The organism is Duganella lactea, assembly GCF_009857505.1.
In the GTDB taxonomy this organism is placed as follows: domain Bacteria; phylum Pseudomonadota; class Gammaproteobacteria; order Burkholderiales; family Burkholderiaceae_D; genus Rugamonas; species Rugamonas lactea.
This window is the reverse complement of sequence record NZ_WWCP01000052.1, coordinates 1-26619: the sequence shown is the minus strand read 5'-3', so window position 1 is coordinate 26619 and position 26619 is coordinate 1. Positions and strand designations below refer to the sequence as shown.

The 26619-nt window shown below is 65.9% G+C and carries 20 protein-coding genes and 2 pseudogenes; 14 read left to right on the top strand and 8 right to left on the bottom strand.

Going from position 1 to position 26619, the window contains the following annotated elements; all coding sequences use genetic code 11:
• Nucleotides 1–100: 100 nt before the first annotated feature.
• On the bottom strand, nucleotides 101–523 hold the full coding sequence (locus GTP44_RS25005) for a hypothetical protein (protein ID WP_161021535.1): 423 nt from the start codon (nucleotides 521–523) through the stop codon (nucleotides 101–103).
• Between the two features lie 65 nt (nucleotides 524–588).
• Complete coding sequence (locus GTP44_RS25000) at nucleotides 589–1197, bottom strand: OmpW/AlkL family protein (RefSeq protein WP_160991970.1); 609 nt, start codon at nucleotides 1195–1197, stop codon at nucleotides 589–591.
• A gap of 161 nt (nucleotides 1198–1358) precedes the next feature.
• On the opposite strand from GTP44_RS25000, the gene GTP44_RS24995 reads away from it, so the two are divergent.
• The 11 genes from GTP44_RS24995 to GTP44_RS24945 all read left to right on the top strand — a co-directional run bounded on the left by GTP44_RS24995 (nucleotide 1359) and on the right by GTP44_RS24945 (nucleotide 15536).
• Nucleotides 1359–1862, top strand: a complete 504-nt coding sequence (locus GTP44_RS24995; protein WP_160991969.1) for a (2Fe-2S)-binding protein — start codon at nucleotides 1359–1361, stop codon at nucleotides 1860–1862.
• Nucleotides 1859–4033, top strand: a complete 2175-nt coding sequence (locus GTP44_RS24990) for a xanthine dehydrogenase family protein molybdopterin-binding subunit (RefSeq protein WP_161021534.1) — start codon at nucleotides 1859–1861, stop codon at nucleotides 4031–4033. The genes GTP44_RS24995 and GTP44_RS24990 overlap by 4 nt, the downstream gene beginning before the upstream one ends.
• A 2-nt stretch (nucleotides 4034–4035) precedes the next feature.
• Nucleotides 4036–4485, top strand: coding sequence for a sulfur oxidation c-type cytochrome SoxX (soxX, locus tag GTP44_RS24985; RefSeq protein WP_161021533.1), 450 nt, complete (start codon nucleotides 4036–4038; stop codon nucleotides 4483–4485).
• Complete coding sequence (locus GTP44_RS24980) at nucleotides 4482–4922, top strand: SoxY-related AACIE arm protein (RefSeq protein WP_161021532.1); 441 nt, start codon at nucleotides 4482–4484, stop codon at nucleotides 4920–4922. Before soxX ends, GTP44_RS24980 begins: the two co-directional genes overlap by 4 nt.
• Nucleotides 4922–5248, top strand: coding sequence for a thiosulfate oxidation carrier complex protein SoxZ (gene soxZ, locus GTP44_RS24975; protein WP_160991965.1), 327 nt, complete (start codon nucleotides 4922–4924; stop codon nucleotides 5246–5248). Before GTP44_RS24980 ends, soxZ begins: the two co-directional genes overlap by 1 nt.
• On the top strand, nucleotides 5245–5988 hold the full coding sequence (gene soxA / locus GTP44_RS24970) for a sulfur oxidation c-type cytochrome SoxA (RefSeq protein ID WP_161021531.1): 744 nt from the start codon (nucleotides 5245–5247) through the stop codon (nucleotides 5986–5988). The genes soxZ and soxA overlap by 4 nt, the downstream gene beginning before the upstream one ends.
• A complete protein-coding gene (locus tag GTP44_RS24965) occupies nucleotides 5985–6305 on the top strand; it encodes a c-type cytochrome (protein WP_161021530.1) in 321 nt (106 codons plus the stop codon). The genes soxA and GTP44_RS24965 overlap by 4 nt, the downstream gene beginning before the upstream one ends.
• Nucleotides 6302–7573 carry an NAD(P)/FAD-dependent oxidoreductase gene (locus GTP44_RS24960; RefSeq protein WP_161021529.1) on the top strand — a complete coding sequence of 424 codons (1272 nt, stop codon included), beginning with the start codon at nucleotides 6302–6304 and terminating at the stop codon, nucleotides 7571–7573. Before GTP44_RS24965 ends, GTP44_RS24960 begins: the two co-directional genes overlap by 4 nt.
• A 75-nt stretch (nucleotides 7574–7648) precedes the next feature.
• On the top strand, nucleotides 7649–11077 hold the full coding sequence (locus tag GTP44_RS24955) for a DUF4214 domain-containing protein (RefSeq protein ID WP_161021528.1): 3429 nt from the start codon (nucleotides 7649–7651) through the stop codon (nucleotides 11075–11077).
• Nucleotides 11078–11274: 197 nt separating this feature from the next.
• Nucleotides 11275–12180 carry a hypothetical protein gene (locus GTP44_RS24950; protein WP_161021527.1) on the top strand — a complete coding sequence of 302 codons (906 nt, stop codon included), beginning with the start codon at nucleotides 11275–11277 and terminating at the stop codon, nucleotides 12178–12180.
• Between the two features lie 65 nt (nucleotides 12181–12245).
• Nucleotides 12246–15536: a DEAD/DEAH box helicase gene (locus tag GTP44_RS24945; RefSeq protein WP_161021526.1), complete on the top strand. Its 3291-nt coding sequence runs from the start codon at nucleotides 12246–12248 to the stop codon at nucleotides 15534–15536.
• Here the strand turns inward: GTP44_RS24945 and GTP44_RS24940 are convergent.
• From GTP44_RS24940 to GTP44_RS24925, 4 genes are read right to left on the bottom strand one after another with little or no spacing between them, the layout of a single operon-like run.
• Nucleotides 15529–16689, bottom strand: coding sequence for a Wadjet anti-phage system protein JetD domain-containing protein (locus GTP44_RS24940; RefSeq protein ID WP_161021525.1), 1161 nt, complete (start codon nucleotides 16687–16689; stop codon nucleotides 15529–15531). The genes GTP44_RS24945 and GTP44_RS24940 overlap by 8 nt on opposite strands.
• On the bottom strand, nucleotides 16673–20050 hold the full coding sequence (locus GTP44_RS24935; protein WP_371867324.1) for an ATP-binding protein: 3378 nt from the start codon (nucleotides 20048–20050) through the stop codon (nucleotides 16673–16675). Before GTP44_RS24935 ends, GTP44_RS24940 begins: the two co-directional genes overlap by 17 nt.
• Complete coding sequence (locus tag GTP44_RS24930; RefSeq protein ID WP_161021524.1) at nucleotides 20047–20739, bottom strand: DUF4194 domain-containing protein; 693 nt, start codon at nucleotides 20737–20739, stop codon at nucleotides 20047–20049. The genes GTP44_RS24935 and GTP44_RS24930 overlap by 4 nt, the downstream gene beginning before the upstream one ends.
• Complete coding sequence (locus GTP44_RS24925) at nucleotides 20726–22186, bottom strand: DUF3375 domain-containing protein (protein ID WP_160991956.1); 1461 nt, start codon at nucleotides 22184–22186, stop codon at nucleotides 20726–20728. The genes GTP44_RS24930 and GTP44_RS24925 overlap by 14 nt, the downstream gene beginning before the upstream one ends.
• A 184-nt stretch (nucleotides 22187–22370) precedes the next feature.
• On the opposite strand from GTP44_RS24925, the gene tssF reads away from it, so the two are divergent.
• Genes tssF through GTP44_RS24910 form a run of 3 tightly spaced genes read left to right on the top strand, consistent with a single transcriptional unit; the run spans nucleotide 22371 to nucleotide 26185 of the window.
• Nucleotides 22371–24203: a type VI secretion system baseplate subunit TssF gene (tssF, locus tag GTP44_RS24920; protein ID WP_161021523.1), complete on the top strand. Its 1833-nt coding sequence runs from the start codon at nucleotides 22371–22373 to the stop codon at nucleotides 24201–24203.
• Nucleotides 24167–25105: a type VI secretion system baseplate subunit TssG gene (tssG, locus tag GTP44_RS24915; protein WP_161021522.1), complete on the top strand. Its 939-nt coding sequence runs from the start codon at nucleotides 24167–24169 to the stop codon at nucleotides 25103–25105. Before tssF ends, tssG begins: the two co-directional genes overlap by 37 nt.
• Before the next feature lie 9 nt (nucleotides 25106–25114).
• Nucleotides 25115–26185 carry a type VI secretion system Vgr family protein gene (locus tag GTP44_RS24910; protein ID WP_202424220.1) on the top strand — a complete coding sequence of 357 codons (1071 nt, stop codon included), beginning with the start codon at nucleotides 25115–25117 and terminating at the stop codon, nucleotides 26183–26185.
• A gap of 15 nt (nucleotides 26186–26200) precedes the next feature.
• Here GTP44_RS24910 and GTP44_RS27710 read toward each other — a convergent pair.
• Both GTP44_RS27710 and GTP44_RS27275 read right to left on the bottom strand, forming a co-directional pair.
• Nucleotides 26201–26434: pseudogene (locus GTP44_RS27710) on the bottom strand (type VI secretion system Vgr family protein); the annotation flags it as partial.
• Nucleotides 26435–26497: 63 nt separating this feature from the next.
• A pseudogene (locus GTP44_RS27275) lies at nucleotides 26498–26619 on the bottom strand (IS5/IS1182 family transposase); the annotation flags it as partial.

The following is a 26619-nucleotide window of genomic DNA, read 5'->3' as shown; positions in this document are numbered from 1 at the left end:
TAGCCGTAAAAAAACCCGGTGTCAGGTCTGACATTCGCACACGGGCTCAACTGCTCCGCAGTTGAGCCCGTGTGCGAATGTCAGACCTGACACCGGGTTTTTACTTGTCGGCGGGGACGGTTTCGATGACCGCGGCTTCGTAGACGAACTTGTCGCCGTCGGGACGGAACACGCCCATCAGCTCGCCCCCGTCGCCTTTGACGTCGGGATACATGGTGCAGGTCTGGGTTTCCACTTGCCACATCTGGTCGCCCGCGCGCAACGTCCACACGTTGTCGCCACCGGACAGCAGCTCGATCGCCACCTCGTCGGCCGGCATCTCGCTCAGCTCGACCCGGCGCAGGCAGTCCGGCAGGCGTTGCATGATCAGCTCTACCTTGCTCTGCTTGCTCCAGAAGTGTTTTTGTACGCGGTGGATGGTCAGCGCGTGGTTGCCCACCGGTCCGTCCGCATAGTACGACGCGCTGTCGTCCACACACGCGGCCAGCATCAGGGGGGCCAGAAGAATCAGGAGGGTGCGCATGGAATTCCCGTGGGTAGCTATCTGTTGTGAAACATTATAGCTGCCCAGCGGGAATGTTTAGCGCATCAGAAGCGGTAGCCGACGCCCACGCCCAGCAATACCGGATCGACTTTGACGCGGCTGGCCTTGGCGCCGCCGATCAGCACGTCGCTGCGGATCTGCACTTTTTTCACGTCCAGGTTGATCGACCAGTTCTTGTCGATGGCGAAGTCGACGCCGGCTTGCAGCGCCAGGCCGAAGCTGTCGTGCTCCAGGCTGCCCGCGCCGTTGAGCAGCTTCACTTTCGAGAACGTGGTCCAGTTCACGCCGGCGCCCACGTAAGGACGGATGGTGGCGTCGGGCGCGAAGTGGTACTGTACCGTCAGCGTTGGCGGCAGATGCTTGATGGAGCCGATGTTGGCGCCGTCCAGCGTGACGTCGTGCTTTTGCGGATAGGTCAGGATCAGTTCGGTCGCGATGTTCTTGGTGAAGAAGTAGGAAATGTCTACTTCAGGTATGGTCTTGTTCTTGACGTGGATGCGGTCGGACGCGCCGACGCCGCCCACCGGGTCCGATTTGTCGGCCGTATCGATGTTGACAGCACGCACGCGCACCAGCCATGGGCTTTCTTGCGCCAGCACGTTACCGCTCACCAGAGTCAGGGCTGCTAATACTGCTGCTACGGACTTGCTCATTTTACTTCCCCTCTTTGTCGTTAAGTCATTAAGTAACAGGAGAAAGTGTATTGATGCAGCGCAGTAAAAACATTGATCCAAGTCAAAAGTTTCAAACTGCAAATTGATGAGTGGTAGTATGACCAGCGGTCGGATTTGCATAACCTGCACAGGAGATTTACATGGCTAAGCTGAACGTCAACGGCGTTGTCAGAGCGTTTGAGGCAGAGGCGGACACGCCGCTGTTATGGGTGATCCGCGAGCAGCTGGCGCTGACCGGCACCAAGTACGGTTGCGGTGTGGCGCAATGCGGCGCCTGCACCGTGCATATCGATGGACAGCCGGTGCGCAGCTGCGTGTATCCGGCGTCGGCGGTCACGCCCGAGCAGAAGATTGTCACCATCGAGGGCCTGTCGTCCGACGGTTCGCACCCGATACAGAAGGCATGGGCGGCGCTCGATGTGCCGCAATGCGGCTTCTGTCAGTCCGGCATGATCATGGCCGCCGCCGCGCTGGTGCGCGACAAACCGCAATGCACCGATGCCGATATCGACGCGGCAATGACCAACATCTGCCGCTGCGGCACCTACAACCGCGTGCGCAAGGCGATCCATGTCGCGGTGCGCGGTGGCGATCCCGCCGCCGCCGGCCTGGCGATTGAGCGTATTGAAGGGAGCAAGGCATGAACGCGCGCCGTGATTTCCTCAAGCTGGCCGGCGGCCTGGTGGTCGCCTTCCACATTCCGTTCGACGCCGCCGCCGGGCAGCCGCCGATCGCCAAGGGCGCCGCCACCACCACGCCGGAAGTCAACGCGTGGGTGGTGGTGAAGCCGGATGACAGCATCGTCATCCGCATCGCCCGTTCCGAGATGGGGCAGGGCACGCTGACCGGCCTGGCGCAACTGGTGGCGGAGGAACTCGACGCCGACTGGAGCAAAGTCACCACCGAGTATCCGTCGCCGGGACAGAACCTGGCGCGCAAACGCGTGTGGGGCAGCTTCTCCACCGGCGGCAGCCGCGGCGTGCGCGAGTCGCACGACTACGTGCGCAAGGGCGGCGCGATCGCGCGCACCATGCTGGTACAGGCGGCGGCCGACGCGTGGCGCGTGCCGGCCTCGGAGTGCGTGGCGTCCAGCAGCGTCATCACCCACAAGCCGAGTGGCCGCACCGTCAGCTACGGCAAGGTGGCCGATGCCGCCGCCACACTGACGCCGCCCGCCGACGTGCCGCTGAAAGATCCGAAGGACTGGAAGCTGGCCGGCAAACGTCTGGCGCGGCTGGACACGGTGGATAAGACCACCGGCGCGCAAATCTACGGCATGGATCTCCGTATGCCGGGCATGCTCAACGCGGCCATCAAGGATTGCCCGGTGTTCGGCGGCACGGTGAAGCACTTCGATGCTGCCGCCATCGACAAGCGGCCGGGCATCAAGAAGGTGTTCAAGCTGGGCGACAGCGCCGTGGTGGTGGTGGCCGATACCTGGTGGCGCGCCAAGTCGGCATTGGATGCGCTGCCGATTGAGTGGGACAAGGGCCCCAACGCCCATCTGTCGCAGAAGGATATCCAGGCCACGCTGAAGGCCGCGCTGGATGCGCCGGAAGCGGTGGTGGGCAACGCCAATGGCGATGCCAAAGCCGCCATCAAGGCATCGGCGCGCAAGATCGAGGCGGTGTATTCCTTCCCGTGGCTGAACCACGCGACCATGGAGACCATGAACGCCACCGCGCTCTGGACGCCGGAGCGCTGCGAGGTGTGGACTCCGACCCAGAACGGCGAGGCGGCGCTGGCCGCCACGGCGGAAGCGGCCGGCCTGCCGGCCGCCAAGTGCGATGTCTATAAGATGCATCTGGGCGGCGGCTTTGGCCGTCGCGGCGCCACCCACGACTGGGTGACGCAGGCGGTGAAGATCGCCAGGGAGATGCCTGGCACGCCGGTCAAGTTGATCTGGTCGCGCGAGGAGGACATGCTGCACGGTCGCTATCATCCGATCACGCAGTGCAAGCTGACCGCGGGCCTGGATGCCAAGGGCAACGTGACGGCGCTGCACATGCGCATCGCCGGCCAGTCGATCCTGGCGTCGCTCGGCTCCACGCTCAAGGATGGCAAGGACCCGGTAGTGTTCCAGGGGCTGAACGCGCCGGGACCGGAAGCCTCCATCGGCTACAGCTTCCCGCACCTGCTGGTGGACCATGCGATGCGCAATCCGCCGGTGCCGGCCGGCTTCTGGCGCGGCGTGAATCTGAACCAGAATACGATTTATCTCGAATGCTTCATGGACGAAATCGCCCATGCGACCAAACAGGACCCGTTGGCCTTCCGGCGCAAGCTGATGGCCGATCATCCCAAGCATCTGGCGGTGCTCAATGCCGTGGCGGAGAAGGCGGGATGGGGCAAGCCTGCGCCCAAGGGTGTGTATCGCGGCCTGGCGCAGACCATGGGCTTCGGCAGCTACGTCGCCGCGTGCGCCGAGGTGTCGGTGGACCGCAAGACCGGCAAGGTGAAGATCCTGAGGATCATCGCCGCCACCGATCCGGGGTACGCGGTCAATCCGCAGCAGATCGAGGCGCAAGTGGAAGGGTCGTTCGTCTACGGCCTGTCGGCGGCGCTGTACGGCGAATGCACGCTGAAGGATGGCCAGATGGAGCAGCAGAACTTCGACACCTATCGGGTGCTGAAGCTGGACGAGATGCCGAAGGTGGAATCGATCATCATGCCATCCGGCGGCTTCTGGGGCGGCGTGGGCGAGCCGACGATTGCGGTGGCGGCGCCGGCGGTGTTGAACGCCATCTTCGCCGCCACCGGCAAGCGTGTGCGCGACCTGCCGCTGAAAAATCATGACCTGCTGAAGAAGGCCTGAGCATGAGCGAGCGATGGCGCGGCGGCAGGGCGGCGATCGCGCTGGCCATCGCCGCGCTGTCGTCAGCGGCCCTCGCGGACACCGGCGCCGGCATCCCTCAGCCGTTGCCCGGCGCCGAACCGGGTGACGCCGCACGCGGACGCGCCATCGTCGCCAACCGCCAGGTCGGCCTGTGCCTGCTGTGTCACACCGGCCCCATTGCGGAAGAGCGCTTTCAGGGCAACCTGGCCTCCGATCTGCGCGGCGCCGGCCAACGCTGGACCGCCGCCCAACTTCGCCTGCGCATCGTGGACGCCAGCCGTATCAATCCGCTCACCATCATGCCGTCCTATTACAAAACCGAAGGCCTGACCGGCGTCGCCGCCAGCCACGCCGGCAAAACCATCCTCACCGCGCAGCAGGTGGAGGACGTGGTGGCCTGGCTGCAAACGCTGAAGGACAACACACCATGAACCGCCGCGACGCGCTGAAAACAGGCGCTGGCCTGACGTTGATGACGCTGGTCCGCACCGCATCGGCCACGCCGGCGGAGATGGCCGCCGCCATCAACACCTTCACCGGCGGCGCCGTGCCGCAAGCCGGCAAGGTCAAATTCGACATCGCCCAATTGATCGACAACGGCAACGCCGTGCCGGTAACGATCGCTGTCGACAGCCCGGTGGAAAACGTCAAGGCCATCGCCATTTTCACCGAGCGCAATCCGCAAACCGAGGTGGCCGTATTCACGCTCACGCCACGCTCCGGCAAAGCCGAAGTCTCCACCCGCATCAGACTCGCCACCTCGCAGCGCCTGGTGGCCGTGGCGCGCATGGTCGACGGTGGTTACTGGTCGCATCAGGTGGAGGTCATCGTCGCGCTGGCGGCGTGTGTGGAAGGGGAGACGCCCTGATGGCCCGCGCCCTGATCCACATGCCCGCCACCGCGCAGCGCGGCGACATCATCGAAATCCGCGCCCTGATCGGTCACCCGATGGAAACCGGCTACCGCGTTGGCGCCGACGGCAAGCTGCTCGCGCGCGACATCATCCGCAGCTTCGTCTGCCGCTACAACGGCGAGCAGGTCTTCGGCGCGGAGCTGCATCAGGCTATCTCCGCCAATCCCTACATCGCCTTCTTCACCACCGCTACGGAAAGCGGCACGCTGGAATGCATCTGGCAAGGCGACAACGGCTTCGCGCACACCGAGAAAGCCACCATCACGGTGAGTGCGGCATGAAGCTGGCGGCGCTCATCATGATCGCCGCATCGGCATTGGCCGCCGACGAGCGCAGGTCCGGCGCCGACTTCGTGAGCTCCGCCACGCAAGCCATGCAGCGTGACGACGCGCAGAACCCGGCCATGCTGTGGATCAGCGGCGGCGAAGCGCAATGGCGCACGCCGGCCGGCAGCGGCGGCAAATCCTGCGCCAGCTGCCATGGCGACGCGCGCGACAGCATGCGCGGCGTCGCCGCACGCTTCCCGGCCTTTCACCAGGGCAGAACGGTCAACCTGAATCAGCGCATCAACATCTGCCGCGAACAGAAGCAGCAAGCCAGGCCACTGCCAGCCGAAAGCGAAGAACTACTCGGCTTGGAAGCTTACGTCGCCATGCAATCGCGCGGCATGCCGGTGGCGCCGCCACAGGACGCCGGCACCACGGCCAGCGCCGCGCGCGGCCGGCAGCTGTACTTCCAGCGCATCGGACAACTCAACCTCTCGTGCGCGCAATGCCACGATCAGCAATGGGGCAAGCGGCTGGCCGGCAGCACCATCCCGCAAGCGCATGCCGCCGCCTACCCGATCTACCGGCTGGAATGGCAAGGCATGGGCAGCCTGCAGCGGCGCCTGCGCAACTGCATGAGCGGCGTGCGCGCCGAAGTTCCCGCCTTCGGCGCGCAGGAGTTGGTGGAACTGGAAGCCTGGCTCGCCGTGCGTGACCAGGGCATGAAGATCGAAACTCCCGGAGTACGACCATGAAGCTATTCGCCCTCGGCCTGTTGGCAGTGATGAACGTGGCCGCAGCCCAGCCGTCCGCGATTTCACCCACCATTTCGCCTGCGATGCGGCTGGCCGCGACCTGCGCCGCGTGCCACGGCACCGCAGGCCGCACGCAGGGTGGCACGCTGCCCGCGCTGGCGGGCCAATCGCGGCAAGCGCTGGCGGCCAGCCTGCGCGACTTCAAAAGCGGCAAGCGCGCATCGACCATCATGGCGCAGATCGCCAAAGGCTACACCGACGAGCAGATCGAACTGCTGGCGGCGTACTTCGCCGCGCAGAAACCGGAGGCCCAATGAAACGCCGTCAATTCATCCAGGCCGCCGGCGCCGGCGCCATGCTGGCCGGTTGCGCCGGCATCGGCGGTCAGGCCAGGCCGCACGTCGTTGTCATCGGCGGCGGTTACGGCGGCGCCACCGCCGCGCGCTACTTGCGCCTGTGGAGCGAGAACCGCATCGACGTCACGCTGATCGAGCCGAATGCCAGCTTCATCTCCTGCCCGCTGTCCAACCTGGTGCTGGGCGGCTCAAAGCGGATCGGCGCGCTGACCATGTCGATCAACGCGCTGGCCGACAGGCACGGCGTGCGCATCGTCCGCGACACCGTTGCCAGCATCGACGCCGACCAACGGATGCTGGCGCTGGCCGGCGGCCAGTCGCTCCGCTACGACCGTCTGATCGTCTCCCCCGGCGTCGACTTCATGTGGAACCAGCTTCCCGGCATGCTGAAACCCGGTGCGCAGGACCGCATCCTGCACGCCTGGAAGGCCGGCGCGCAAACCGTCGCCCTGCGCGCGCAGCTGGAAGCCATGCCGGACGGCGGCGTCTACGCCATGACCATTCCGCCGGCGCCGTACCGCTGCCCACCCGGCCCGTATGAGCGGGCGTCGCAGGTGGCGTTTTACTTCAGCCGCCACAAGCCCCAATCCAAAGTCCTGATTCTCGACGCCAACGACGATATCGTCTCCAAAGGCCCGCTGTTCAAGAAAATCTGGAAAGAGCGCTACAACGGCATCATCGACTACCGCCCATCGTTCCGCACCGCCGACATCGACGCCGGCGCCCGCACCGCCATCTCTGAACTGGGCGACCAGGTGCGGGCCGATGTGCTCAACGTCATCCCGCCGCAGCGCGCCGGCGCCGTCGCCGTGCAGGCTGGCCTGGCCAACGCCAATGGCCGCTGGTGCGCGGTCGACTTCCTCACCTTCGAATCGACGCAGGCAAACAACATCCACGTGCTGGGCGACGCCATCGCCGTCGCGCCGCTGATGCCGAAGTCCGCGCACATGGCCAACCAGCACGCCAAGGTGTGCGCCGCCGCCGTGATCGACCTGCTCAACGGCCGCCCGCCCTACGCCCAGCCGATGCTGACCAACACCTGCTACAGCTTTGTGTCCGACCATGATGTCATCCACGTCGCCTCGGTGCACGCCTACAGCGCGCAACAGAAAACCCTGCTGGTGGTGCCCGGCGCCGGCGGCGTGTCCAGCGCCGCCAGCGCGCTGGAAGGCGACTACGCGATGAACTGGGCGCGCAACATCTGGGCCGACACGCTGGGCAGTGTGTGATTTTTTGATAGGATTTCCAGCTGGCAATTTGATAAGATGGTAAATCTGTGTAAATACTAACTTATCAAAAAAATCATGGCCGACGACTTCAGCGATAGCATCACCACCACCGGCACCCTGTCCGTGGGCGGCAGCACCAATGGCAATATCGATTCATATTCCGATAATGACTGGTTCAAGATCTCGCTGAAAGCCGGCACCACGTATCTGTTCTCTTTGGCTGGCGACGGCGGCAGTGGTGCCCTGAGCAACCTCAACAACGTTGGCATCTCGGTGTACAACGCCCAGGGGGCATCTGTGCAGTATCTGCAGACCTACACCACCACCAGCGGCGCCGTGGCGCAGTTCGCCGCCCAGGTCAGCGGCACCTATTTCGTCGGCGTGCGCAGCTATAGCAACACCGGCGGCTACACACTGACAGCGGCCACACCGGCGGCCGACGATTACAGCGCCACCACGCAAACCACGGGCAGGCTGGACAACGGCGTGGCGGTGTCCGGGGTCTTTGAGCGTACCGACGATGTCGACTGGTTCAAATTTCACGCCGACGCCGGCCAAGTTGTCGGCTTCAGCGGCACCGGCGTGCTGGGCGCGGCGGTCGACTACTATAGTAGCCCGACGGTGTACAACGCCAACGGCGGCTATGTCGGCTTGCTGGGACAAGCGCCGTTCATCGCCACCACCAGCGGCGACTATTATCTGGCGCTGAGCGCCAATGGCCGTGTCGGCGCCTACACCCGGACCATGCAGCTCATCAGCGACGACTACTCCAGCGACAGCAGCCGGTCCGGCCAACTGTCCGCCGGTGGGCAGGTCAGCGGCAGTACCGATTACTACGGCGACGTCGACCGTTTCCAGATCAGCCTGGAGGCGGGCAGCATCTATTCCTTCACGCTCAAGCCGCAGGACGCCAGCAACGCCGGCGCGTCGCTCGATGTCTACCTGCCGTCTGGCACTTCGGACTACTACAACGTCAACAGCTCGACGGCGAGCGATGGTTCGATCACGCTGCTTTACCAGGCCAGCACCGCCGGCGTCTACGGCATCGTCGTCGCCGGCAACAAGGTCCAGGCCTATACGCTGTCGGCCTCGGCCGGCGAGCCGGATGACTACGGCAACACCCAGGCCACCGCCACAGAGTTGCAGCTGGGCGTGCCGGTCAGCGCGCGCTCGCAGAGCACGAGCGATATCGACATGTTCAAGGTCGATCTGAAAGCGGGCGTCACCTACAGCTTCAACGTCAAGCCGGATGCCGCGAACTTAGGCTACACGATTCGCAGCATACTGCAGGACAGCAGCGGCCAGACGGTGGCCACCAACGTCTACAGCATTGAACGCTACAGCTATACGCCGACCAAGGACGGCAGCTTCTACCTGGCGCAGTCCAGCTATTATGTGAGCAACGGCACCCTCGGCTTCACGCTGACCGCCAGCCAGGCCGTCGATGATTTCACCGCCAATACGAGCAAACCCGGCCGCCTCAGCGTGGGCGGTTCCACCAAGGGCGTGATCGAGAGCGCGGGCGACCGCGACTGGTTTGCCGTGTCGCTCGACGCCGGCGGCTACTATTGGTTCCGTGTCGACGGCAGCGCCGAAGGCGGCGGCACGATGTCGTCGTATTCTCCTGTCACGCTCAAGCTGCTCGATGGCAGTGGCAATGTGCTGGTGTCCACCCCCAGCTACAACTACTATGGCAATGGCACCGGCACGTTCGTGCCATTTACCGCCACTACCAAAGGCACCTACTACGTTGAGGTGGGCACTACCAGCGGCGGGACCCCCAGCAGCGGCAGCTACACGGTCAGAGCCCAGCTGGGCAAGCCCGACGACTATGGCAACGACAAGGAGCACGCCGCCGCGCTGGCGCCTGACACCATCGTCAAGGGCGAAATGGAATTGAACACCGATAAGGATGTCTTCAAGCTGGACGTGGTAGCCGGCGTGACCTATGCGGTGGAAATGATGCCGCTGAGCCCCAATGCCGATGGGCTGAGCATCGATGTCAGCGGACCGGCCGGTCTCAACGTGCGCTATGTCAGCAGTGGCGACAGCAAGGTGATCCGCCTGTTCGAAGCCACCGACAGCGGCAGTTACTATGCGACGGTCGCGGCCTCGTCGAACTACAAATGGACCGGCGGCTATACGCTGGTGGCCAAGTCGATGGGCAAGGACGATTTCAGCGCCGACAGCAAGACCAGCGCCGTCGTCACCCCGGATGCGCCGCTGCGCGGTGTGATCGGCGTGGCGGACGATCACGACTGGATCAAGGTGCATCTGGACGCCGGCCGCACCTATGTATTCGACCTGCAAGGCAACAAGAGCGGTGGCGGCACGCTCGACACCGGCACACAATACGGTTATACCGCCGGCATGACCCTGCTAAGCAGCGACCGTGGCACCTTGGCGTATTCGGCCATCCCGGCCGCCGCTAACGGCGTCGACCCGCGCATCACCTACGTGGCCACCGCCAGCGGCGATTATTACCTCGACGTGCGCGGTACCGGCCAGGCCAGCGGCACCGGCAGCTACACGGTGGAGATGGTGCAGACCAACCTCGACACCACCGGACCGAAGCTGCTGTCGAGCAACATCGCGGCCGGCGCCACCGAGGTCGGCATCAAGCCTACCATCACACTGACCTTCGATGAAACCATCATGCTCAGCGGCGTCGCGCTGACCGACGGCTACGGCGCCGTGGTCCAGGGCGCCAACGGGCCGGTGCTGGCCAGCGTGGCCGGCCATACGCTGACGGTGGACCCGCGCACCAACCTGATGCCGGGCATGACCTACACCCTCAACCTGCTCAAAGGCAGCGTGACCGACCTGGCCGGCAACGCCGCCAGCGACGCGCAGAGCTTCTCGTTCACCGTCGCCAAGCCGGTCAGCAGTGGCACCGCAGGCAACGACTACCTGATCGGCAGCGGCATCGGCCTGACGCTGGACGGCGGCGCCGGTGTTGACACTGTGTACTACGCGGTCAACCGCAGCAATTTCAACATCGTTCGCGGCAGCGACGGCGGCGTCACGGTCAGGGACGTGCGCGCCAGTGGCACCAGCGGCGACAAGCTGAGCGGCATCGAGCGCCTGGTGTTCGGTGACGGTACCGCATATGCGCTCGATACCGAGGGCGTCGGCGGCCAGGCTTACCGCCTCTACCAGAGCGCCTTCAACCGCGCGCCGGACGCGGACGGGCTGGGCTTCTGGATCGCCAACCTGGACAAGGGCCTGAGCCTGCGCGACGCCGCCAGTGCCTTCATCGCCAGCGCGGAATTCACGCGCACCTACGGCAGCGGCGTCAACGACACCGATTTCGTCAAGCTGCTGTACCAGAACGTGCTGCACCGCGCGCCGGACGCCGCCGGCAACAGTTTCTGGCTGGATAACCTGCAAAAGGGCCAGAGCCGCGCCGAGGTGCTGGTCGCGTTCAGTGAAAGCACGGAGAATCACGACGCCGTCGCCAAGCTGATCGGCAGCGCCATCGCCTACACGCCGTTCGGCGGCTGAGCGGCGCCGGATCGGCATGCCTTGATAGCGGCTGTATGTTGGCCCCCGCACATGCAGACCCGGGCGCATATGGCACGCTGTGACTCCTGAGCTGGTCGTTGACGTTTCTTAACTGCAAACGAGCGCTCAGCCCGACAGGCCTTAGGTAGACTGCAAGCGGTATCCGACCGCATGCGTCTGAAACACAGGAGATCATCATGAGCCATACCCTCGCCGCCGTATTTGAAACCCGCGCCGACGCCACCCGCGCCAGCGACGCGCTGCTGCTGAACGAGTTTGACGCCGGCGCCATGCAGATCCACGATGCCGCCAGCGTGGCCGGCACCGCCCGCATCGACGACGACGCCTCCATCCTCGGCAACGTCAAGCAGATGTTCAGCGAACTGTTCGGCCGCGACCACGCCGACCAGCACGTCTACGCCGAAGCGCTGAACCGCGGCCACACCGTGCTGTCGCTGGAAGCCGCCACGCTGGCGGACGCCGAGCGCGCGGCCGACATCCTCGACGACTTCCACCCGATTGACATCGACGAACACGAGGCGATGTGGCGCGCCGGCGGCTGGGGCGCGGACGTGCTGCTCAGCGGCGCCGGTCCGCGGCAGACCAGCGTCGGCGCACAGCAGGCGGCATCGGAACAGCACGGTATCCGCGCGCGCGAGGACGCCGTGGTATTTGCGCGTGCCGAACAGGTGGCCGCGCCCGGCTCCCTGCAGCGCGGCGACGTGCTGGCGGCGGTGCCGCCTGTGGCCCAGGACGCGGTGGCCGACATCCAGAACACCGTGCAGCGCAGCGGCATGCGGATTTACCCGCGCGACGCCGGCATCAACCAGGACAGCATGGACATCCTGACCGGCGCGCCGCAGCCGGAGGACGACTACTTCCGCTCGCACTGGGAGACCACCTACACCGGCGGCACCTACCAGGAATATGATCCGGCCTACCGCTACTGCGAATCGATGAAGGGCAATCCTGGCTACCGCGACAAGGAGTGGAACGAGGTCGAGCCGGCACTGCGCGCCAGCTGGGAAAGCAAACAGCCGCAATCGAGCTGGGACAAGTTCAAGGACGCGGTCAGGCATGGCTGGGAGCGCATCACCGGCTGATGCCATTGCCGGGTGAGGTAGGCGATAATAACGGCTGTTTCATCTTGCGGCCTCCGCCTCCTCGCATGAATTTCACCGCCGACGATATTCGCCGTTCATTTGACAGCGTCACCTTCAACCGTGGCGCGAGTTATTTTCGTAGCCGCATGGTGCTGGAGGTCGAACGCGACGGCGCCGTGTTCACCGCGCAGGTCGCCGGCAGCACCGCCAAGGGCTACCGGCAAACCATTCAATTGTCCCGGCAGGCCGGGCGCGTGGCCTTCCGCGGCGAGTGCAGCTGTCCGATGGCGCGCAACTGCAAGCATGTGGTGGCCGTGCTGCTGTACGCGTGCTCCACGGGTATGAGTGACGATGACAGCGAGCCGGATGACGGCCTGCCTTACAAAATGGCCGCCTGGCTGGCCAAGTTCGCCTATCAGACCGAACAGGCTTTGCAGCAACAGCCGGCCAAACCGGCCCGCAAGAACGAATACCAGGCCATCTATGTGCTGTTGCCGCAGGCGGACACCGGCAGACTGCAACTGCGCCTGTGCAAAGGGCGCTTCGCCGCCGATGGCGCCATTCACTCGGCGACGCCGCTCACGGACATGTATGCGCTGCAGTCCAAGCCGCCCGCCTATCTGAGCGCCGACGAGCGGCAACTGGCCGCGATCTATATCGGCCTGGTCTCCACAGCCTGGGCCAGTTCGTCGCTGGAGCCGGTGAGTGAGACCGCGGCCTTGCTGGTGCGGCAGGTGGCCGAGGCCGGCCTGCTGTATTTTGCGGCCAATAGCGACGCGCTGCGCCGTTCCGGCCTGCGCCGGCTGCAAGCCGGCCCGCGGCGCGGCGGCCGTCTGGCCTGGCACCCCGCCGGCGAGGCGTTGAAACTGGGCTGGGCCTTCGACGATGGCGCCGTCATCGACCACGTCATGCCGACCCCGACGCCGATGTATCTGGCGCATGACCTGATCGGCACGCTGGACCTGCCCCCCGCGCTGGCAATGTTGCCGCTGTCGCAGTGGCTGCCGCTGATCGCGGCGGCGCCAACGCTGTTGCCCCGGCATGCGGCGGCGTTTGCCGAGGAAATGTTTGACCATGGCATGGACACCGTGTTGCCCTTGCCCGGTAACACCGCCACCACGCTGACCGGCGTGCGGCCGACACCGGTGCTGGTGCTGCGCAGCCGCGACAGCGGCGCCGGCCCGGCCGAGGTCGGCGTGGTGGCGTTTGACTACGATGGCCAGCGCGTCAGCGCCGATCCGCGGCAGGCGCTGGTGCGCGTCCGCGCGGCCGGCATCGAGACGATTGCACGGCATCAGCAGGACGAGGCCGCCGCGTGGGCGGCGTTGCACGCGGCCGGCTTCGTGCCGCCGTCCGCTCACGCCGTGCACGACGAGGTCGTGCAGCCCTCCGACGCCGCCTGGCTGGCGTTTGTCGAGCACGGCCTGCCGCAGCTACAGGCGCAGGGCTGGACCATTGAGCGCGCGCCGGGCTTCCGCTTCGACCTGGCCGCCATCGACGACTGGTACGCCAATGTCCACGACGACAGCGCCGACGGCGGCCACGCCTGGCTGGCGCTGGAACTCGGCATCGTCGTCAACGGCGCGTCGGTGCCGCTGATGCCGGTGCTGCTGCAACTGATCCGCCAGGCGCCGCGCGACTTCGCCCCCGCCGCGCTGGAGGCCCGCGCCGACGACGAACCGTTGCTGGCCGGCTTGCCGGGCGGCGCGCGGGTGGCGCTGCCGTGGGGCCGGGTCAAACCCATCCTGCGCACGCTGGGCGAGCTGTACTTCAGCGACCGCGTCGGCGACACGCTGCGCCTGTCGCACCTGGACGCCGCCCGCCTGGCCGAGCTGGAGGCGGGCGCGCAATTGCGCTGGCTGGGCGGCGAGCAGCTGCGCGCGCTGGGCCGCAAGCTGGCCGCCTTCGAGCAGGTGCGGCCCGTGGCCGCGCCGGCCGGGCTGCAAGCCAGCCTGCGCCCCTACCAGTCCGAGGGGCTGGCGTGGATGCAGTTCCTGCGCGAATACGGCCTGGCCGGCATCCTGGCCGACGACATGGGCTTGGGCAAAACCATCCAGACGCTGAGCCACATCCTGACCGAAAAAGAAGCCGGCCGGCTGACCGCGCCGGCGCTGGTGGTCGCCCCCACCAGCCTGATGGACAACTGGCAGAGCGAAGCGGCGCGCTTCACCCCGGGCCTGCGGCTGCTGGCGCTGACCGGCGCCAACCGCGCGCAGCGCTACGCCGACATCGCGCAGGCCGACGTGGTGCTGACTTCCTATGCGCTGCTGCCGCGCGACGAGGACGTGTTGCGCCAGCAGCCGTTTCATTTGCTGATCCTGGACGAATCGCAATACATCAAAAACCACCGCGCCAAAGCCGCGCAAACCGCCGCCTTGCTACAAGCGCGTCATCGCCTGTGCCTGACCGGCACGCCGCTGCAAAACCACCTGGGCGAACTGTGGGCGCAATTCCACTTCCTGATGCCCGGCCTGCTGGGCGATGAAAAAACCTTCAACGCGCAGTTCCGCAAGCCGATCGAAAAGCAGGGCGATGGCGAGCGCAATGCCTTCCTGGTGCGCCGCATCAAGCCTTTCCTGCTGCGCCGAACCAAGGACAGCGTGGCCAAGGAATTGCCGCCGAAAACCGAAATGGTGCGCATGGTCGACCTGGCCGGCGGCCAGCGCGACCTGTACGAAACCGTGCGGCTGGCGATGGACAAGAAAGTGCGCGACGAGATTGCCCGCAAGGGCGTGGCGCGCAGCCAGATCATCATCCTCGACGCGCTGCTCAAGCTGCGCCAGGTATGCTGCGACCCGCGCCTGCTGAAGTCGCGCGTGGCCGGCAAGGCCGAGGCGGCGTCGGCCAAGCTGCAAGTGTTGCTTGAACTGATCGAGGAACTGCTGGCCGAAGGCCGCAAGCTGCTGGTGTTCTCGCAATTTACCAGCATGCTGGCGCTGATCGAAGCGGAGCTGAAAGCGCGTGCCGTGCCGTATGCGCTGCTGACCGGCGACACCACCGACCGCGCCGCGCAGGTCGATGCCTTCCAGAACGGCGCGGCGACGGTATTCCTGATCAGCCTGAAGGCGGGCGGCGTCGGCCTCAATCTGACGGCGGCCGACACGGTGATTCACTACGACCCGTGGTGGAACCCGGCGGCGGAAAATCAGGCCACCGACCGCGCCTGGCGCATCGGCCAGGACAAGCCGGTGTTTGTGTATCGCCTGATCGCCAGGGGCACGCTGGAGGAGAAAATCCAGGAACTGCAACGCACCAAGGCCGGCCTGGCCGACGCCGTGCTGGCCGGCGGCGAGGCGCAGGGTTGGCAGATCGCGCCGGAGGATTTGCTGGGGGTGTTATCTACCGGAATCAATTAACCGCGGCGGATAGCGCCTGCCAGGCGTCATTCCAGGCGATGCGTTCCTGTTCCAGCCGCAGCATCTGTCCCCAGCGCTGCGACCTGAGCCCGGTGTAGACCACCTGTTCGTCCGCCGTCAGGCCGGGCAGCGCCTCGGCGCTTGCCTGACTGGCTTCGGTGGTCCACAGGCTGGCGTAGCGCAGCAGCGTGACGTCATCCATCATGACCGATACCAGTTGCGGCAACAGCGTGCGCGCCTGATGCAGAATGGCGTAGCCGTGCGTATCGATATCGCCCCAGTACACGCAGCGTGCCTGCCGTAGCCATGGCAGCGACGCCAGCGCATCGACCGCGTAGCCCAGTCCCATGAACGCAACCGTGCCCGGCAAGTCCTGCAATGCCAGACCGGTTTGCAGATTTTCGACGATGATGACGGTGGCCGGCCGCCATTGCAGGTCCGCCAGCGTCTCGACCGGTGCGCTGATATCCGCCAGACCGCCGATGTGCGCGCGCAGCGCCGGGTCCAGCACGCGCAGGCGCAGTGTGGCCGGCGGCCGCTTCAAGCCGCACAGCGCATGCGCGCTGACACCGTCAGCAGGCAATTGCAGAATCGCCGACAACATCAGTGCCACCAGCCCGATGCGCGGTTCCAGCCATTTGCTGTCCATGCCGGCCAGCGGCAGCTGGCGCGGATACAGGCCGGAAGCCGGCTGCGCGATCAGCCAGGCCAGCAACGTCTGAAGGCGCTGGAAATCGGCGTCGGCAAAGTCGGCCAGCATGTCGAACAGGCGCGGCAGCAATGGCGCCAGGGCCGGCCAGCGGTGGCGCAGCGCCGGCGCGCGCCCGGCAGCCCGCTGCCATCGATCCAGCTCGCCTGCCAGGCTGGCCGCTTGCGCCGGATCGCTGATCAGCAGCGTCTGCGGCAGGCGCTGCAGGCCGAGCACCTTCCAGTGGCGTTCGGTCCACGCCAGTTCGCCGGGGCCGGCCCACGCACGCCATTGCGCGCTCCAGTCGCGCACGGCGCTTGGCTGGCGCAGGGCGGCCGCCTCCGTGGGCAGGCCGAGCGGGATGCGCAATGGCCATCCCGCCGTGTCGCCGGCGGCCAGCCATTGCCGGTGCTGGCTGGCATAGCGTTTTGCCAGCCAGCCGCGCACCTCATCCGGCAGCTTCAAGCGAGGCCTCCGCGCGGGTCTGTTCCGGCAGCTTGAGGCGTTGCTGCTGGTCGTCGTATTCAATCATCAGCACGCCGGACACCTTGCGTTCGCGGATATCGACAAAACAGGCGCCACCGATAAACGGCTCCAGCGTCATGACCGACTTCAGTGGCGTGGCGACGATCATCTGGAAACCGAAGTTGGCGAAAATATTCATCGCCAGCGCGGTGAATTCGTTGTCGGCCTTGTCGAAGGCTTCGTCCAGCACCACCGGCGCATAGACCGGCAACGCATGGTCGCTGCCGCCCAGCTGATAGCGCAGCGCTGCCGCCAGGCAGGTGGTGGCCAGCTTCTGCCGCTGGCCGCCGGACTTGCCGGCGCCGCTCTGGTAGACCTCGATCTCGTTGCCCTCGGTATCGATCTCGCGGCCGATGAATTCGACGTGCAGGCGCACGTCCAGCACCGCCTCGCGCCAGCGCCGCTTGTCCGGCTCCTGGCTGGCCAGCGCGTCGACCAGCTTGCGCAGCGCCAGGAAGCGCGCCTCGGCCGATTCGCGGTCCTCGCTCCATGCATTGCTGAGCGCGCTCTGGATATCCTGCTTGAAGGCACGCACCTCCGGCAACTGGCGGTCGCTGGGCTGGATCGACAGATAGGTGCTGAGCTCGGCGGTCCGGTTGAACGGCACCTGGCGCAAGCTGTCGTTGACCAGCTCCATCCGTTCCAGGATGGCCTTGCGGCCATCGTTGAGGTAGGTGGCCAGTGCCGCCAGGTTCTGGTGACTCTGGTTTTGCAGCAGCTCGAAGAAGCGCTGTTCGTGCGCCGGCAGGCCGTCGCTCTCCAGCCGCGCCAGCTTGGCGAAGAAATCGGCGGCGGCCGCCAGCGTGGCGTCGAGCCCGTCGGAGTCGGCCTGCCATTCGCGGATGAACTCGGCAAAGCGGGCTTCGATGTCGCGCTCACAGCGGCGGATGTCGTCGTCGAGCTGGTCGGCCTGGGCGCTCAGCACCTTGCCCACGGCGCGGTCCGCCTGATCGACCCGGCTCAGCGTGACGCTGTCCGGCAGCGCCGCGTACAGCTGCTCCAGCCCCTGCTGCTGGTATGGCGTCAGCGCGATGATGGCGGGATCGTCCTGCAGCCCCTGCAACTGGCGGCGATGCTCGTCGATCTTGCCCTGCACCGTGCGGCGCTGGACGTCGGTTTCGCGCACATCGCTTTCGGCGCTGCGCACCAGATCGGCTTGCTCGCGCAGTTGCTGGTCGATCTGTTGCAGCGTGCTGTTGCCTTCGCGCAGGGCCTGCAATTGCTGCTCGATCGCGCCGATGCGCGTCAACGGCGGCAGCACGTCGATTTCCTGCCATTGCAGATTGACCAGCGTGCTGCAGGCGATGGCGCGCGCGGCGCCCTGTTGCTGTTGCAGGCGCAGACGTTCGAACGCGGCATCCAGCTGCGCCTTGCGCTGTTGCAGTTCTTCCTGCTGCTGGCGGAACAGCGCCTGCTTGTCGCGGTTGTCGTAGCCAAGCACCCAGTGGCGGCGGTCGTCAACGCTGCCGCGGTCATCCTTTTCATGGCGCGTCTTGCTGTGCTTGACCTGGCCCTCTCGCGTCAGCGCCCGTTCCGGTGCGGCGCGGAAGGCGCGCAGCGAATCGACGCAATCGTAATCGTAGCGCTGGCGCAGCTCGGCCTTGAGCCAGTGGCTATGGGCGCCGTCCTTGACGTTCAGCTTGAAGGTCAGCGAACTGGTTTTGAGAACCCGCGTGGCGCTCGCCTCGGCCGCGCCGGTCCGGTAGTACACCAGCCGCTGGCCGAGATTCACCTCGTTCAGATGCTGCGACAGCGCGTTGTAATGCTCGTTGTCCACCAGAAGCGACAGCGCAAAGCCGTGCAGCACGCGTTCGGCCGCACCACGCCATGCCGCTTCCTCCGGCTTGACTTCGACCAGCTCGCCAACAAACGGCAGCGTGCTGTCCGCGACGCCGATGGCGGCGGCGATGCGGTGACGAAGTTCCAGCATATGCACCGGAATATTCGATGGCTGGCGCCGCAGCGACGCCAGTTCCTGCGTGACGCCGGCCAGGGTGGTGCTGGTTTCGGTGCGTTGGCGGTCCAGTATCAGCAGCGGTTCCTGCTCGCCGGCGCCGGTCTGCCATTGCTCGATTTCCTGCCGCGCCTGGCCTTGCAGCGCGGCGAAGCCTTGTGGATCGGGGCGTAGCACCCAGCCGAGTTTTTCACAGGCGACAGTGGCCTGCTTGCGGCGGTGCAGGCGCTCGTCGCGCTGGGCTTCCAGGGTTTTCTTCTCATTGTCCAGATGCTCGATCTGGTCGCCGCCGGCGGCGCGGCGCCGGCTTTCCAGGTCGCGCAGCGCGGCGCTGCGGTTGCTCAGCACATCTTGCTGGCGTTGCAACTGGCCAGTCAGGCCGTCGGCGTCGACGTGCAGCGCGGTCAGTTGCGCCACCAGCAAGCGCATGCGTAGTTGCTCGCGGTAGCTGTTCATACCGGCGCGCAGTTCCTCCACCTCGCCGCGCTGCGCGCGCAACTGGCGCCGCTCGTCGTGACGGCTGCGCGCCGGCGCCAGCGTCTGCACCTGGCGGCGCGCGGTCAGCACCGCCTGGTGGGCGGCATTCAGTTCGCCGAACTCATTGACCAGGCGGTCGGCCACGGTGAAGGTTTCCGGCTTGTCGAGCATGAAGTCGCGCAGGAAGGTATTCAGGTCGCCGAGGTTCTTGGCCGACTGCGTTTTGTGCAGCAGGCGCAGCGCCATGTCGTTGTCGATGCCGAGCAGGCGGCAGAAACGTTCGCAATACGGGCGGAACTCGTCGCGCGCGTAGGCTTCCGGGAAGGCCAGCTTGAGTTTGCGCACGTCGAAATTATTGCTGCCGAAATCGCCGATTTCGCGCAGGTCGAACGGTCGCTCCAGGATCAGGTAGTAGCGCTTGACGTCGGTGTTGCCGTTGGCATTGCCGCGCAGCCAGAACAGCTGGACCAGCACCACCTGGTGGCCCTGGGCGTTGCGGTAGTGCAGGGCCAGGGCCGACCACGTGGTGCCCTGGCGCAGATAGCGGGTGGTGTATTCGCCGGACGCGCTGTCGCTCTGCGCCGCCCAGGCGCCGCGTACATAGCTGACCAGATTGCGGTCGCGGCCGGCACGGTCGGCCTCGCGCGCGGCGGCGTTAAAGTCGATCCAGCGCGGCGGCACCAGCAGGGCGGAGAAGGCGTCCAGCAAGGTGGACTTGCCGGCGCCGGAGCGGCCGACGATCAGGAAGCCGCGCTCGCTGATCGGCACCTCGTGCAGTTCGCTGAAAGTGCCCCAGTTGTAGACCTGCAAGCGATGCATGCGGAATTGCTCACGCGCGGCCAGCGTGTCCGGCAAGAGTTCGGCGTTCACGCTTCCTCCTCGCTGTCGTCGCTCGGTGGTTGTTTGCCCGGATCGGCCTCGCCGGCGGCCATGTGCTGGTACAGTGCGGTCAGGGTCTGGATATCCTCGGCCGAGAACAGCAGCTTGAGCGTGGGCGAGATTTCATAGCGGTCATCGCTGGCGCGGATCTTTTGCAGGATGTTGTGCTTTTTGACCTTCTCCACCGAGGCATGCACGCGCTTGGTAAAGCCGGCGCGGTCGGTGCTGGCGGCGCGCTCGTACAAGGTCAGGTTGTCGACGATTTCGTCGGTCGAGACCACCGCGCGTTCGCTGTGCGCCTCGGCATGCGTCAGGCGCTGGCGCAGGTAGAGCACCAGCACCGAGTCGATGAAGGTCAGCTGCGCGCGGCGCAGCAGCAGCGGCACTTCCAGATCGCCGGTGTCGGCCTGGCGGGTGAAGGCGACCTGCATGTCGCGGTCGATCACCAGTTCCAGGAACAGCTCGGACAGACGCTTGCGCAAAGCGACTTCATCGCGCAGCAACACCGGCCACAGCTTGGCATGGCGGCGGCCGTCGAGCGATGGTCCGGCCAGCAGCTGCACCAGCGCGCGGCGCGTGTCGAGCGCCAGCTCGCCGCTGTCATTCATGAACAGCGCGGTCGATGGCGGGGCGCCTTCCGTTGCGGTGGCGTCGGCGACGTCGTCGTCAGGCAAGTTCATGCAGGCGTTCTTTCACAAAATAAATCACCGGAATGCGGGCGCTGCGCTGCTGCGCATCGCCGCCGGTCCAGCTGACGGTTTCCTGATGCTCGGCAACGATGCCGTGGCGGCTGCCCAGGGCCAGCAGACCCAGCACGCTCCCCAGTCCCTGCGCGGCGGGATGGGCGCGCAGCACGTCGGCCACGCTGGCTTGCGACTGTAGCGCCAATACGTCGCATACATGGTTTTTGAGCGAGCGGAAGTCAATTTCCGACTGTGCCACCAGCTCGCCCACCGCCTCCAGCCCGATCGGCGCCGGCTCGCCATCCTGCATGCCGCCCGGCAGCGCTTGCAGCGCGGGATCGTGCAAGGTCCATTGCGACAGCGAGGCCAGCTTGCTGCTGGTTAGCGTCAGCGTGTAGTTGAGAGTGTCGGTGGCTTTGACCTCGTCCTTGAGTGCCAGTGCCGCCAATTGCGCCTGACGCAACAGCGTATTCAGGCGGCGCTGTTCGAGGAATTCGCGGCTTTCGACAAAGTTCTTCAGGCTGCGGGCGAACGATTGCAGCACGTCGTGCACCATGCCGCCCTGTTCCAGCAAGGTGCGGGTGAGGCGCAGCAGAAACTTGCGTTCCTTGCTGTCCAGGTGGTTGACGAAGCCGCGTGTCATCAGCTGGTCCAGCGATTGTTCCAGCGTGGCCGATTGTTCCGGATCGGTCAGCAGGCGCCAGAAGGCGGAGAAAGTGCGGCCGGCCTCGCTATCGGTGATCAGGTCAATGCCGGCGAACAGCGAATCGAGCACCTCGCCACGGTTGCCGTCGCTCTCCATAATGCGCGCGCGCAGGTCGCGGTTAAGCTGCTCGAACTGGTCGCGCACGCGGCGGAAATCGCCGGCCAGGCCGTCGGCCAGTGTGATCACTTCGCGCGTGCGCTCCAGCGCGGCGGCCTCGGGCAGGATGTGCAGCACGCCTTGTTCAATGCCGGCGATTTCGCGCTCGATGCGCTCCTGCTCGGCGCGCAGGCGGTTGATGCGGCGGGTCTTGTCGCTGTCGGTGTCCTCGGCCAGCTTGGCCAGCGCATCGATCACCAGGCCCAGACGGCTCTCGGTGGCGGCGGAATGCGGCTGCACCTGGCCGGCGACGAAGCGGATCGCTTCGATGGTGGAGGTGGCCAGCTCATACTCCTCCTCGGCGGCGCCGGGCGGGAAGCGGCGCTCCAGATGGCCCTCGGCCAGCCAGCCGGCAACGTAGGCTTGCGCCGTTTGCGGCCAGTCGTGGCCGCGTGCGCGCAGATGCTCCAGCTCGCGCCCGATGCGCTCATGCAGGATTGACGCCGGCAGGCTGCGTTCGCTGTCGTACAAGTGCGTCTGCATCAGGGCCAGGGCGGTGGGGCCGCTCGGCGCCGCCAGCAAACGCCATAGCGGCTGCTGGCGCAGGCGCTGGTAGGTGGCGAGGGCTTTGTCGGCTTTCATGCCGGTATTTTACGGGAATCGGCGCCCGGGCCGCCCGGAATCCCGCGATCTTGTGAGAACGCCTGTGACTGGTCGGCGACCCGCCGGCTTGTTCTTTCTCAAAGAGAACTATTTCCACCCGTGACATTATCGGCAACCTGGGCGGTTCCGATGGCCGGACGCCCGTCTTGCGATGGACGTCACGATGGAAAAACTGCTGCCCTACTACGAACGCGAGTTAAGCATGCTGCGGCGCGCCGGCGCCGAGTTTGCGGGACGCTATCCCAAGCTCGCCGGCAGCCTGCAACTGCGCGGCGAAAGCTGCGCCGACCCCCACGTTGAACGGCTGATCCAATCGTCCGCCTTCCTCAACGCCCGCGTCGCCCGCCTGCTGGACGACGGCTACGCCCACTTCACCGAAGCGCTGCTGGGCATGCTGTACCCGCACCTGCTGCGGCCGATACCATCGTGCTCGATCGCCCGCATCGACACCAGCGGTGTGCGCGCCAATGAAGTCAGCAGCGTTAGCATGCTGCCGCGCGGCGCCATGCTGAAGTCGCTGGGGCAGGGCGCCGTGATGTGCCGCTTCCGCACCGTCTACGACACCGTGATCGCGCCGGTGACCATCGGCGCTGCCGGTTTCGAACCGTACCCGCAAACGCCGCCCACGCTGGCGCTGCCGGCCGACGCCGGCGCCGCCATCCGCATCCACATCGCCAGCACCGCCGCCGCGCGCGGCCTGGCCGCGCTGGAACTGCCCACGCTGCGGCTCTACCTCGACGGCGAAGCCTCGCTGCGCGCCGCCCTGCGTGACGCCATCTTCCTGCACACCGCCTGCGCTTGCGTGGAAGCGGACGGCCACTGGCGGCTGCTGGAGCGCCTGCCGCTGCAAGCGGCCGGCCTGACGGCGGCGGAAGCGCTGCTGCCCGCCGCGCCGTCCGAACATGGCGCCTACCGCCTGCTGAGCGAATACTTCGCCTTCCCCGAAAAATTCGACTTCATCGACCTCGACCTCGCCGCGCTGATCGCCGCCGCGCCGGAAGGCAGCACCAGTGTCACCCTGCGCCTGCTGCTGCGCGACGTGCGGCCCGACGCGCCGGTCGCCCGCATCCTGCGCACGCTCAGCGCCGACAATCTGCTGCTGGGCTGCACCCCCATCATCAACCTGTTCCCGCAGCCGGCCACGCCGATCCGCGTCACCCAAACGTGTAGCAGCTACCCGCTGCTGGCCGATGAGATGGCTGGCCAAGCCTGCGATATCTACAGCATCGACAGCGTGCAGATGGTGCGCAAGACGCACGAAGGCAGTGCGGTCACCGATTTATTTCCCTGGTATTCGCTGCGCCACGGTGAAACCGAAAGCCGCAAAGGCCACTACTGGCGGATGCAGCGCGAAGACCTGATGAGCGCCGGCCACGAACACACGCTGACGCTGGTGGACCGCGACTTCTCGCCGCTGCGGATCGACGAAGGCACGGCCTCCGTGCGCCTTACCTGCACCAACCGCGACTTGCCGCACGGCCTGCCATACGGCCGCGCCGGTGGCGATCTCAACACCGAAAGCCCGCTCGGCAACTACCCGATCCGCATGCTGTGTCGGCCAACGTTGTCGCACCGCCTGTCCAGCGACGGCCGCCGCCAGTGGGGACTGATCGCCCACCTCGCGCTCAATCACCGCTCGTTGACGCAGCAAGGTCTGCCGGCGCTGACCGCCATGCTGCGGCTCTACGCGCAGCAGGACAGTATGGTCTCGCAGCGGATGATCGACGGCTTGACGGCGCTCAGCCACCGCGTCGCCACCGCCTGGATACGCCAGGTGCAAGGCAACGCCTACCTGCGCGGCATCGAAGTGCGGGTGTCGCTGGACGAGGAGGCGTACGCCGGCACCGGCATCCACGCCTTCGCGCAGATACTGGACCGGCTGTTTGCTTTGCACGTCCACCTGAATAGCTTCACGCGGCTGGTGGTGCTGTCCCACGTTAGCGGAAAGGAGTTGCTGCGATGCCCACCGCGCAACGGCGAACTGACACTGGCGTGATCGGCCAACTGCAAGCCCATCCGCAGCGCTTCGAGTTCTTTCAGGCGGTGCGGCTGGCGGCGCAATGGCGCCCGGACAGCGTGCGCTTCCGCAACCGTCTGGCGCTGAGCTACGCGCCGAACCAGATCGAAAACCTCAGCGCCGATGAATATTGTGTGCGCATCACCCCCGCCTTCATCGGCCTGCTGGGCAGCCAGGGCGTGCTGCCGCTGCACTACTCCGAACGCATCGCCCGCCACGAGAGAGACCAGCACGACGGCGGTCCGCGCGCCTTCCTTGATGTGCTGTCGCACCGGCCGGTGGCGATGTTTTACGAGGCGTGGGCGCGCAACCGGCCGGAATGCGCCGAGCCGGCGTATCTGGACATGCTGACCGCGCTGGCCGGCACGCATGCCAGCGAAGGGGAGATCGATCGCGAAACGCTGGCCCGCTACGCCATGCAAATCCGCAGCCGCAGCGTAACCGCCGCGCAAATCGCCGGCATGTACAGCGAATACTTCGGCGTGCCGGTGCGGGTGGAGCAGTTGGTCGGCGAATGGGCTTCGCTACCGGCTGAGGACCAGGCGCAACTGGGCCGCGCCAACGTCACCCTGGACGGTGGCGTCATGCTTGGCAGCCGTGCCTACCGTTGCGACGCACGCGCGCGTCTGCGCATCGGCCCGCTTGATAAGAAATGTTACGACAGCTTCCTGCCCGGCCAGCCCGCAGCGCGGCAACTGCACGCCATGCTCCAACTGCACTGCGGCGTGGGCATGACATGGGACGTGCATCTGGTACAGCGCGCGCAGGACATGCACGGCACGCGGCTGGACGCGAGCAGCCGCCTGGGCGTCAACGTCCGGCTACAAAGCGGCCCTGCCACGCACGACTGCGACGAGTTGATGTATCTGCTGCATAGCTAAGGAGCGATTGTGGAAAGCGACAGCGATTTTTTCAGCTTTATGACACTGGCCAAGGAACTGGTGACCGACAACCGGCCGTTGCGGCTGCGGCTCGACCTGGCCGGCGGCACCAACGACGACATGCTGCTGCCGCAACGCGTCTACGGCGCCGAGACGATCTGCGGCGGTATTGAATACCGCGTGCTGTGCGTGTCCGGCAACGCACAGCTACCGCTGAAGCAACTGATCGCCGTGTCGGCGGTGCTGGAATTCGTTACCGACCAGGGAGACTTGCGCAGCGTGTGCGGCATCGTCACCGAAGCCAGCTCGGGCGACAGCGACGGCGGCCTGGCCAGCTATCAGTTGGTGCTGCGCGACGCGCTGGCGATTCTGGAAAAGCGCAGCAACACGCGCGTGTTCCGCAATATGGACGAAATCGAAATCGTCCAGCGCATCCTCAACGAATGGCGGCATAAAAGCCCGGTGCTCGGCATCTGCTTCAAGCACGAGACCGACGACGCCTTCCACGTGCGCACTTACCCCAAGCGCGAATTCACCATGCAGCACAACGAATCGGACGCCGCCTTCATCCGCCGCCTGCTGAAGCGGCGCGGCATCGGCTGGCACATTCGCGCCGACGGCGATGCCCACACGCTGGTGCTGTTCAACAACGCCGACAGCCTGCGCCGGAACGCCGCCGGCACCATCCGCTATCACCGCGACAGCGGGACGGAGGAACGCGACACCATCACCGCCTGGAGCGCCGTGCGCAGCCTGCAGCCCGGAACGGTAACGCGCCACAGCTGGGACTACATGAACCCGCAGGGCAGGGACTTCATGCTGGTGGACGCCCGCAGCGGCATCAACCAGGGCGTGAACGGCAACGAGTTGGCCGCCACGCTGGACGACTACCAGATCCTGCCGCCGCACGCCGGCGACGACCACGAAGACTTGTTCCGCTTCGGCCAGTTGCGCATGAGCCGGCACGACTACGAATCGAAATGCTTCCATGGCGAAGGCAGCGTGCGCGACCTGTGCGCCGGCGAATACTTCACGCTGTCCTCTCGCTTGACCGATGCCATTAAGCATAGAATGAGTTAAAAAGCCGAGGTTTAGTTGGCTATCGCCGTGATCACTTGATAGATGCGCGCTGATTTTTCCGCTCGTATCATCAAACTCCAACTGATTACCTCGACTACCATGTATTTCACGGCTCTTTATCCCTGAAAGGTAGCGGTTTCCGGGCAGATCACCTGCTTTGCTAAGGGCTGCTGGCTGCGCCCGCTGGTTATAAAGCTGACCTGCAATCACCGGCTTGTCTGGATCGCCACCAAGGAACGCAATCAGCACCTCGGTCCCTATGCGCGGCAGACCGATCGTGCCACATTGTTGGAATGCGCCGGGCCCGTTGCAGCGCTTGTCCGCGTTCACCGACAGCTTGTAGCCGAAATAGGATTTGCCGTGCTTTTTGGTCCAGCGCGCATCCAGGTCTTTCTGGCGCCGCTTAGGTGGCGACCAGTCGGCAGGCATGGCGT